Source organism: Streptomyces sp. NPDC057702 (assembly GCF_042799315.1).
Taxonomy (GTDB): Bacteria; Actinomycetota; Actinomycetes; order Streptomycetales; family Streptomycetaceae; genus Streptomyces.
On sequence record NZ_JBHVJC010000009.1, the window covers coordinates 216150 to 226293 of the forward strand.

At 73.0% G+C, this 10144-nt stretch carries 6 protein-coding genes; 3 read left to right on the forward strand and 3 right to left on the reverse strand.

Annotation, left to right across the window (positions count from 1 at the left end; genetic code table 11):
- Window positions 1–157: 157 nt before the first annotated feature.
- Together ACFVFR_RS09185 and fabD are read right to left on the reverse strand one after the other, a co-directional pair.
- Complete coding sequence (locus ACFVFR_RS09185; RefSeq protein ID WP_383699071.1) at window positions 158–967, reverse strand: enoyl-CoA hydratase/isomerase; 810 nt, start codon at window positions 965–967, stop codon at window positions 158–160.
- On the reverse strand, window positions 968–3385 hold the full coding sequence (gene fabD / locus ACFVFR_RS09190; protein WP_383699072.1) for an ACP S-malonyltransferase: 2418 nt from the start codon (window positions 3383–3385) through the stop codon (window positions 968–970).
- 925 nt (window positions 3386–4310) lie between these two features.
- Between fabD and ACFVFR_RS09195 the strand changes: the two genes are divergently transcribed.
- The 3 genes from ACFVFR_RS09195 to ACFVFR_RS09205 all read left to right on the forward strand — a co-directional run bounded on the left by ACFVFR_RS09195 (window position 4311) and on the right by ACFVFR_RS09205 (window position 7731).
- On the forward strand, window positions 4311–5270 hold the full coding sequence (locus ACFVFR_RS09195) for an acyltransferase domain-containing protein (protein ID WP_383699073.1): 960 nt from the start codon (window positions 4311–4313) through the stop codon (window positions 5268–5270).
- Entirely contained in the window at window positions 5267–6550 is a 1284-nt protein-coding gene (locus tag ACFVFR_RS09200) for a beta-ketoacyl synthase N-terminal-like domain-containing protein (protein ID WP_383699074.1), read from the forward strand. Before ACFVFR_RS09195 ends, ACFVFR_RS09200 begins: the two co-directional genes overlap by 4 nt.
- A 389-nt stretch (window positions 6551–6939) precedes the next feature.
- Window positions 6940–7731 carry a hypothetical protein gene (locus ACFVFR_RS09205; protein WP_383699075.1) on the forward strand — a complete coding sequence of 264 codons (792 nt, stop codon included), beginning with the start codon at window positions 6940–6942 and terminating at the stop codon, window positions 7729–7731.
- Window positions 7732–8697: 966 nt separating this feature from the next.
- Here the strand turns inward: ACFVFR_RS09205 and ACFVFR_RS09210 are convergent.
- Window positions 8698–9636, reverse strand: coding sequence for an SDR family oxidoreductase (locus ACFVFR_RS09210; protein ID WP_383699076.1), 939 nt, complete (start codon window positions 9634–9636; stop codon window positions 8698–8700).
- Window positions 9637–10144: the final 508 nt, after the last annotated feature.

Below are 10144 nucleotides of genomic sequence, written 5' to 3' on the forward strand. Positions count from 1 at the left end.
GCGGTGCGCCGCGGTGCGGCGGTGGCGCGCGCGGGTCGGGCGTCGGGTGCGGCTCGCCCCGGACACGCGCGGCGCGGCGCTCTGGGCGCCCGGGGGCGCCGCTCGCCCGCGTCGTGGTCGCGCGGCGCCGGTCGCGCCGCCGCCTCGGAGGTGATCCTCATGCTGCTCCCTCATCCGCGCGCGGGGGGTCGTGCGGGCCGCGCTGTTCCCAGGGATAGATGCCGTCTTCGACGAAGCGCGTGATGCGCTGGAGGTTGCGGGGGTCGGAGAAGATCTCCAGGTTGGCGGCGATCGCGCCCTCGCGGTGCTGGCGCAGCGGCGCGATCTCGGTGCTCATGAAGCGCTTGTAGCGGGCGATGCCGTCCACGGAGAGCTTGCTCATCCGGCCCAGGTGCTGGGCGAGGAGCGGTCCGCTGCGCTCGGCGCTGCGGTCGACCAGGCCCCATTCGGTGGCCTGCTGGGCGTCGACGGCGCGGGTGGTCAGCGTCAGGTAGTTGGCTCGTTGGAAGCCGACGCGCCGGGTGAGGAAGGGCATGACCATCGCCGGGTACAGCCCGAACAGCAGCTCCGAGAGGCTGAAGGTGGCGGTGGTGTCGGCGATGACGATGTCGCTGGCCGCGACGAAGCCCACGCCGCCCGCGTTGGTCTTGCCCCGGACGTGGGCGAGGGTGATGTAGGGGCCGCTCGCCATCCGCAACCACAGGTCGTACAGCGGCGCCGGGTCGTACTCGGCCGGTTCGCTCGGCCCGTGCTGGGGGGCGAAGTCGCCGAAGTCGGCGCCGACACAGAACGCCTGGTCCGACCCCTCGAAAACGACGAGGCCGCGGCCGTCCCGCTCGCAGGTGTCCAGCACCTGGTGACACTCGCGGATCATCGCGTCGTTGATGGCGTTGTCGCGCTCGGGTCGGTCGAACCGCACGCGGCAGACCTGGCCCTGGAGTACGACGCGCAGAGTCTCGTAGCCCATTTACTCAGTTCCCACCGCGGCCAGTCTTCGTCCCATGAGGGCGGCTGCCTCGTCCAGGACGCGGTGGTTGATGTCCGCGACGTGTCGGCGGCGCCAGTCCTCCAGCTCGGTGCCCCTGACCCACTGGTTGAACGCGCCGAGCGCGGGGCCGCACTGCACCTGGAAGTCCACCCGCCCCTCGTCGGAGCCGCTGAGGGCCTGACGTGTGGCGTGGGCGAAGTACCACTTGAAGACCAGGGCCATCTTGTGCTTGGGGTCCGACTCGGCCCGCTCGATCTCCCGCCGTGGGTGGTGGGCCTGGACCTCGGCGTAGACCTCGGCGAAGGTCTTCCTGAAGTACCGGCTCTGGAGCTGTTCGGCCGTGGTGGCGTCGATCTGCTCCAGCGCGTCGTGGCGCCGGTAGAGCTCGTAGAGCTTGTTGGCCCGGGCCGGGAAGAGCACACCGCGCTTGAGTACCTGCACGCGGGCGCCGTACTCGAACATGTCGCCGGCGGGGGCGTAGCCGGTGTCCTGGATGTTGATGTCCTGGAGCAGGTCCTTGACCTGCTCGCTGGTTCCGGCCTCGACGGTGCACTGGTTGATGGAGCCGGTGGTGACGAAGTCGGCGCCCATCAGGAAGCAGGCCGCGGCGGCGTCGGGGGTGCCGATGCCGCCGGCGGCGCCCAGGCGCACCCGGCGCGGGTAGCCGCGCTGGGCCGTGATGTCGTCACGCAGCCGACGCATGGCGGGCATCAGCGCCAGGGCCACGCCCTGGTCGGTGTGGCCCCCGGAGTCGGCCTCCAGGCACAGGTCGTCGGCGACGGGCAGCTCCCGCGCCAGCTCGGCCTCGGTCTCGGTGATACGCCCCTGGGCCAGGAGTTGCTCGACGATGCGGGTGGGGGCGGGGCTGAGGAAGGCTCGGGCGACCTCGGGGCGGGAGACCTTCGCGATGACGCGGCCCCGGGGCACGACGTGGCCGGCCGCGTCCCGGCGCAGGCCGGTGAGCCGGTAGCGGATCAGGGCCGGGGTCATGGCGATGAAGGCGGACGCCTCGACCGTGCGGATCTCGTGCCGCAGGTACAGGTCGACCAGGGCGTCCTCGCGCTCGGGGTGGCCCGGGTCGTGGACGAGGTTGAGGCCGTACGCCTCGCCGTCGGTGAGCCGGCGCTTGAGAAGACGGATGTCGTCCTCGACCCGCTCGGGCCGCTGGCCCGCGGTGCCGAGGAAGCCGAGCATGCCGGCCTTGCCGACGGCGACGACCAGTTCGGCGGAGGCGATGCCGCGGTACATGCCGCCGGTCAGGCACGCGTAGCGCAGACCGTAGTCCCGCTTGAAGCTGGCGCTGCCGAGGTCGGTGGCGAGGATGGCGCCACGGGCGGCGGGCCGGGACGCCGCTTCGGAGGCGGGCTCCGGTATACGTGCGCTACGCCGCTCGGGCGCGGGTATGCGCGCGGTGGCCGGAGCCTGGGGCGCGGTGGGAGCCGGGGCTGGCGTGACGGCCGGGGTGGCCGCGGCCGGGGTGGCGGCGGGAGCCGGGGCGGCCAGGAGGCGGGCCTCCCGCTCCTCCTGCTCGGGGGTGACGATCAGCGGCTCGGCGTTGCGGCGGATGCTGCGGGTCAGGCTGGTCAGCACGTGCCCCGGGCCGACCTGGAGGAACTCCTCCTCGCCCTTGCCCATCAGGTAGCGAATGGTCTCGCTCCAGCGCACCGTCGAGGAGATCTGGGTGACCAGCGTCTCCGCGACGCGCTCGGCGCGGTAGGGGCGGGCGGTGACGTTCGCGATGACGGGGATCGTGGGGGCCTGGAGGGCGAACCCCGCGACGTGCGCGGCGAACTCGTGCTGGGCGGGCTCCATGTACGGCGAGTGGAAGGCCCCGCTGACCTGGAGGACGGTGTACATGCGCACGTTCGCCGCCTGGAAGGCGTCCTTGGCGCGTTCGACGTCCTCACGCGGGCCGGAGACGACGATCTGCGAGGGCGAGTTGAGGTTGGCCACGGCGATGGTGTCGAAGCCGTTCTCGCGCAGGACGTCGCGGACCTCCTTCTCCTCCAGGCCGCCCACCGCGGCCATGCCCCCGCCGTGGGCCTGGCCCATCAGCTCGCCGCGTTTCTTGACCATCTTCAGGCCGGTGGCGAAGTCGAACGCGCCGGCGGCCAGGAGGGCGTTGTACTCACCGAGGCTGTGTCCGGCGACGTAGTCGGGGCGCGCCTTGCCCTCGGCCAGCAGCCGCAGATAGCTCAGCGCGTTGACGACGTAGAGGGCGGGCTGGGTGAACCGCGTACGGCCCAGGCGATCCTCCGGGCCCTCCAGGCACAGCTCGCGGACCGAATAGCCCAGTATCTCGTCGGCGGTGTCCGTCAGCTCTTTGAAGTCGTCGAAGAGCTCGGCTCCCATGCCGATTTTCTGGGACCCCTGCCCCGGGAAGAGATAAGCCACCATGACGGGTTCTCTGTCCTTTCACACGCCCATAGGAAGCCGGAAAGCCCGCCCCAATCGGGCGGCATTCGACGCCACCCGTCCGCGGGTGCACAACTTATTGCCATTTACAGACCGACTACGTCGCTGGTAAGCCACGGCCATTCACCGCAGGCGCTGCGCGACGGCGGTTGATATCGGCCAGACGTAAGGCCGTCAGGATGCGAAGGCAGGCATCCCGTTGTCGACCGTGAGGGCCTGTTTGGCGGGACGGGAAACTCCCGCTCGGTCTCGACCCGGAGCATTGCCGGGGAAACAGGGAGGTGTAACGCGGGGAACATCCCCAAGGCACGGAAGCCGCGCCGACCGCACGAGAACCTGCGGAACACCGCGTTCATGGCGCATACCGACCAGACCCATGATCAATTCCCCCGATGGACTTACCGAAAACGCACATCAGCACGTACGGACCTGCGCGGGCGCGCCGGAACAGCGCGAGCGCGGGCGACGCGGTACACGCGTCATCACAGGTGAGGTACCGCTCGATGCACGCAGAAGCAGACATCGACGGCGACACCCAGACACATCCCCGAACGGCTGCGCGCCATTTCACCCCATTAATGGTCGCGGCGCAACTCGGCTGCGAGCGGTTACGGGAGGAGATCGAACCGTCACGGTTTCTGGTTCCTCGTGAACCATATCGCCCCTACATCCGACCAGGCAGTCACAAGAAGAGGAACTTAACATTCCGCTTCACTTTGGACTCCTCGCATGACCCGACTTCCGCCGTAAATGTCCAGAATAATCGAGAAGTGTCCGGAGCGTTGACCCGCAATGCGCGCCCCATATACTGTCCGCTCGCGTTTATGCACATGGCGAAGTGGACTCGCCGGTCCAGCCATGCGATATTTCATGAAAAGAAAAAGCAGAAGTAACCGGGGGATAATACGTGCGCAACATCGTGTACCTGCTCGGCGGGCAGGGGTCCCAGTACTTCGGCATGGCCTCGTCCCTCTACCGGGACAACGTCGAGTTCCGGCGCACCGTGGACCGTCTGGACGCGGTGTGCACCGGCCGGGGCGAGCGGTCCGTCGTCGACTACCTGTACGACTCCGGGCGCGGCCTGTCCGACCCCTGCGACGACCTCGCGCTGTCCAACGCGGCGATCTTCATGGTCGAGTACGCGCTCAGTGAGCTGCTGCGCACGGAGGGCCTGCGCCCGGACGTCCTCGTGGGCTCCAGCCTCGGTGAGTTCAGCGCCATGGCGATCGCGGGGTACGTACCGGCCGAGGCGGCGTTGGGCTTCGTCATCGAGATGGCGCACCTGTTGGAGGGCCGACTGCGACCGGGCGGCATGATCGCCGTGCTGGGCGACCCCCGGCTCTACGAGGAACTGCCCGTCCTGCACCAGCACACCGAGGTCGCCTCGGTCAACCACGACGGCCACTTCGTGCTCAGCGGCGAGGCGACCGGCCTGCGCATCGCCACCGAGGCCCTCAGGGACCGTGGGCTGATCACCGTGGCGCTGCCCGTGCACTTCGCCTTCCACTCCTCCGCGCTGGACGGGTTGCGCGACCCGATCACCGAGCTCGCCGCGTCCCTGACGTTCGACACGACCGCCGACCCGGCCGTCACGCGCCCCCTCCTCATCTCCTCCACCACCACGGACGTGGTGAAGGGTTGGCACCCCGAGGACTGCTGGAGCACCCTGCGGCGACCGATCGCCTTCACCCGCGCCCTGTCCGCCGTGCCGGACGCGGCGAGGGCCCAGTACGTCGACCTGACGCCCTCGTCCACGCTGGCCGCCATCATGAAGACCAGCCACCCCGAGCTGCGTACCCACCCGGTCATCACGCCGTTCGGCACCGAGCCGGCGCGTCTGGAGTCCCTCCGGGCGGACCTGCTGTGACCAGCGCGGACGGTGGCGTCGCCATCACCGGACTCGGCGTCCAGTGCGCCATCGGCAGCGGCGTCGAGGAGTTCACGCGGTCGCTGCGGGACGGCGTGTCGGGGGTGACGTTCGAGCCGCCGGGGCCGGATCTGCCACCCGCGCTGGGTGTGGTGGCCCGTCAGCGCCGCTCCCCCGCCGAGGTCCTCGCGGATCACCTGCCCACGGTCGAGCCCGCACTGGTCCAGCGACTGCGCCCGCTGCTCCGCCGGGCCACCCGCTCGAAGCAGTACGCACTGCTCGCGGCGGTCGAGGCCTGGTCGGCGGCGAGTCCGCCGGCCGACCGCGACGCCACCCGAACGGGCCTGGTCGTCGCCGGCGGCAACCAGGCGCACCAGCTGTACCAGGAGATGGGCGGCAAGTTCCGCAAGGCCCCCTCCTTCGTCCGGCCGAGTTACGCCATCGACCTGTGGGACAGCGATCTCCTGGGCACGGCGAGCGAGCTGTTCGGGGTGCTCGGCGAGGGGGTGACCACCGGCGGCGCCTCGGCCGCCGGCAACGTCGGGCTGGTCACCGGGGCACGCATGATCCGCGACGGCTACGCCGACGTGTGCCTGGTCATCGCGCCGATGACGGAACTCTCCCCGGTCGAGCAGATGGCGTTCTTCAACCTCGGCGCGCTCGGCGCCAAGGAGCGCCAGGAGCCGGCGCACGAGCGCAGCCGGCCCTTCGACACCGGTCACGACGGCTTCGTCTACGGCGAGGGCGCCGCCGCCATGGTGTTGGAGTCCCGCGCGCACGCCGCCGAGCGCGGCGCCCGCCCGCTGGCCCGGCTGCTGGGCGGCGCGAGCGTCCTGCACGGCAGCCGGCTCTCCGGCCCCTCGCTGCCGGACGAGGTGCGCGTCATGCGGCGCGCGCTGGCCGACGCCGGCGTGACCAGCTCCGAGGTGGACTACGTCAACGCGCACGCCACCTCGACCCCGCAGGGCGACGAGGCGGAGGCCGCGGCCCTGCGCGAGGTCCTCGGCGAGCACGTCGCGGCCCCGTGGGTCAACGCCACCAAGTCCCTGACCGGACACTGTCTGGGGGCAGCCGCCGCGATCGAGGCGGTGGCCTGCGTCCAGCAGCTACGGCTCGGATTCGTCCACCCCAACGCCAACCTGCGGGAGCCCATCCCCACGGCGGCGCCGCTACGGCTGGCGCCCGCGCACGCGGTCACGGCCCGGCCGCGCCACGCGCTGAACAACGCCTTCGGCTTCGGCGGCATCAACACCTGCCTCGTCCTGGGCCGGGGCGAGTAGCACCGGCCCGCCACCGCGCGGCGGAGCTGGCCACCTCGCGGCGTAGGCCGGGCGCACCGGCCCCCTTCCACCGTGCGCCCGGCCGGCCGCGTGTGGGCGACGATCCCCGAACGGCTCGACGACCGGGGCCGGGCGCGGGAGCGCACCCGGCGCCCCGTCCGCCGACACCCGGGCCGCTCCCTCCGGCGCACTCGGCGTCGGCGTCACGGCCACGCCTGCCGGCACCTGCCGCGCCCCCACCCGCACGACCAACCCCCCTGCGTCCCCCGGCCCACGGCGACCTGACCCCTGCCCGCCGCCGCCCCGCGAGAACGCCACGGGGACCGGGCCCCACCCAGCGCCGGACCACCTCGGGGGCGGGCCCGGCACGTCGATCTATCGTGGGCCGGATGGGAACCAAGCGCATGCGGGCACGCGCCGCCGAACTGGTGGCGTCGCGGACGGAGTCGAACGCGGAGCCAGGGGCGGGGAGCGAGCCGGAGTCGGGCTGGCGGGCGGGGGCGACGGGCTCACGCTCGCGACCGGCCGCGGGTCCCGGGTCGGACCGGTTCGCCGAGACGGCCACCTGGTGCGCGCTGGAGACCGCCCTCCCCTCCCCACCACCCGCCACCAGCGGCGCGCCCCGCGTACGCCCCCGCCGTCGCCTCCTCCCGTACGTCATGTCCGGCATCGGGTTCGCCCTCGCCTCGCCCCTGTTGTTGGTGGCGGCGCTCGAAGGCTGGGACGGGCCGGCGCTCGGTTCGAGGAAGCGGCGCGTGCGGCGGGAGGCGCGGGAGGCGGCCCGACTCCGTCGGGCGCGGGCCCGGGAGCGCGGGCTCTACCAGACCTTCGACGGTGACTGGACGGCAGCGGCCGGCCACAAGCTGCTGACGTGGTACGCGGCGGCGCCCGACGGGGAGCGGCTGATCGTGCCGACGGCCGATGAACTGGTCCTGCTGGCGGCTCCCTCACGGGTGTGGTTCACCGGGCGGGCACGGCGACTGCGCGTCGTGGACCGCGTTCCCTACCGCACGGCCCGGCCCGAGATCCCGCACGACGCCGACCACGACCTGCCCCGCTTCCATCTCACCTTCGCCGACGGAAGCTGGCTGACCCTGGTCGCCGACGACGACCGCGACCAGGTGGCGGAGTTCTTCCGCGCCTGCCGATCGCTCACCCGCCGCGTCCCGAGCACGGGCTGACCCCCACCGGCTCGCCGACACGGCGCCCGCCACCGCCCTCGCCCGCGCGCCACGCCCCAGCCCACCCGCACGGCCACCCACCACGACACCCGCCGCGCACGCCCCGGCCCCCACCCACGCCACACGGCCCACCCGGCGCCCCACCCCCACCTACCCGAACGGCAGGGGCCGCCTTGGCCCTCCGTCCACGGGTGGGGCCCACGTCGAACGGTCCGGCCCTACGTCCCATGGGGGACGCGCCCTGTCGCGTACGCCCCCCATCACGCGCACCGCCCCGGCCTCGTCCCGCTCGCGAGGCGGCGCGCGGGCTCCTTACGCCCCGCGCCGCGCACCCGTGGCGCGGCGCCGCCACACCCGGCCGCGCGTCCTCTCGCACCGGGGTGTTCCCGGCACGAGAGGACGCCGCTACCGGGGCCTACGCGATCACCGGGTCGCGGGGCACGCGGCGCCCCGCCCACTCCGCCGATCCCGTCCGCCCCGCCCGGCCGCGCCCTCGCGTCGTCGCTGTCCGCGCCGCCGAGCCGACCGGCGTCGCGCGACGGACCCGCCGGGTCTGTCCGGCTGGTGCCGCCATCCGGGCGGACAACGTTGCCAGGGTGTGTGGGCCGCTGCGCTCTCCTTCCCTCGTACGGGAGTTGGCTGGTCCGCCGTGCGGCCGGGGACCGGTCGGCGGGTCGACCCGCCAAAGGCGGGGGGCGGCCCGTTGGCGTGGCCGCGCGGCGTAGGGCACCGGCTCGCGCGGACGCCGACCACGCACGCCTCGGCGGGACACCGGCCGGCGGCCGATGCGTACCGCCCGTGCCACGGGCCACCCGCGACCACGGCGTCCAGCACGCCCACCGGAACCGGCCCCGGCGCCCGGTGGGGGCCGGTCGCCACCAGGCCCCACGGACGTTCGCGCACGTCGCGTCCCGGCGCTCGCGCGCGAGGGCGTGACCGCGCGGCGGGTGGGCCTGGCGGGTGGGGTCAGCCCGCGGCCGACGCCAGTTCCGCCGTGCGCGCGCAGGTGCAGAAGTAGGCGTCGGCTTCGAGGTCGGGGATGAGTGCGGGCCACGCCGGGTGCCAACCCAGCCTCCTTCGCGTCAGGGCGCTCGATGCCAGGTTGTCCAGCGGGACGAGATCGGCGAGGAAGCCGAAGTGGTGGCCGGCCTCGGCGGGGGTGAGGCTGACGACCGGCACCCCCAGCCGACGGCCGATGACCTCGGCGATGGCGCGTAACGGCACCCCCTCCTCGCCGACACCGTGCAGGATCGAGCGCGCCGGGGCGCTCTCGACCGCCAGTCGGAACAGCCGTGCCGCGTCGCGCCGGTGCACGGCCGGCCAACGGTTGGTCCCGTCGCCGACGAAGGCCGACACGCCTGTCTCACACGCGATGTCGATCAGCCGCGAGACCAGCCCCGTGCCGCCCTCGCCGTGCACGGCCGGCGAGAGCCGCACCACCGAGGCACGCACGCCGCGCTCGGCCAGCGCCATGGCGGCGTTCTCCGCCGCGATGCGCGGCGCCGCCGACCCCGGGACGGGTGGGACCTCCTCTGTTCCGTGGCAACCCGGCGCGATCATCGCGAGGGGCAGGGTGACCGAGGTGACCACGAGCGGTTTGCCCGTGCCTTCGAGTGCTGTCCCCAGGGCCTCGACAGCACCCAGATCCAGCTTTCTGGCGTCTACGTAGTCGGAGACGTTCCGACTGAAGGCGAGGTGAATGACGCCGTCCGCCGCCGCGGCGCCGGCCCGCAGGCTGTCGAGGTCGTGCAGCGCACCTCGGTGCACCTCGACGCCCGCCGCGGTCAACGCCGCCGCGGCCGTGTCCGAACGGGCGAGCCCGACGACCTCGTGTCCGACCGCGACGAGTTCGCGGACGACCGCGGTCCCGATGAAGCCGGTCGCTCCGGTGATGAATACGCGCACGTAAGGAGACTCCTTGGGTGAGTTCCCATCGCCCCGCCGCCAGACGGACGGCGGGGCGCCAACCTGCACACGCTAGGAAGTGCACAAACGGGCGTCCAAGGCCCGTTGCACATGGTGATATACGCATCACACATCGTCGCAGGCGATCAACTCGGGCGACAGCCGTCACCGCTCTCGATGGGCCTGGGGCGTGGCTGGTTCGTATCGCCTCCCGTGGCCCGCTCGGACACACCCGCACCCCGTCGGGCACCCGCGGGGTGACGTCGTGGCGGCGCCCGGCACCGGTGCGGGGCCGTGGCTCGCGCCGCCACGCCGGAGGGGCCCGCCGCCGCCCGCGCCGCCGAGCCTCACGCCTTCGGCGGTCCCCGTGCGCGGCGCGTTCGCTCGGGCGGCGGGTTCGCCGTCCGCCAGCGTGGCGGCGGGGGTTGGTGGCGGTCCGCGTGTTCGCCGCCCACCGGCCGCGACCTCGGACCCTCGCGTTTCCCGCGGCGCGCGGGGCGCGTTGGCG

Excerpts from the sequence above, each read along its gene's own strand:
- ACFVFR_RS09185 (WP_383699071.1), bottom strand. The coding sequence starts at position 967 with ATGGGCTACGAGACTCTGCGCGTCGTACTCCAGGGCCAGGTCTGCCGC.
- fabD (WP_383699072.1), bottom strand. The coding sequence starts at position 3,385 with ATGGTGGCTTATCTCTTCCCGGGGCAGGGGTCCCAGAAAATCGGCATG.
- ACFVFR_RS09205 (WP_383699075.1), top strand. The coding sequence starts at position 6,940 with ATGGGAACCAAGCGCATGCGGGCACGCGCCGCCGAACTGGTGGCGTCG.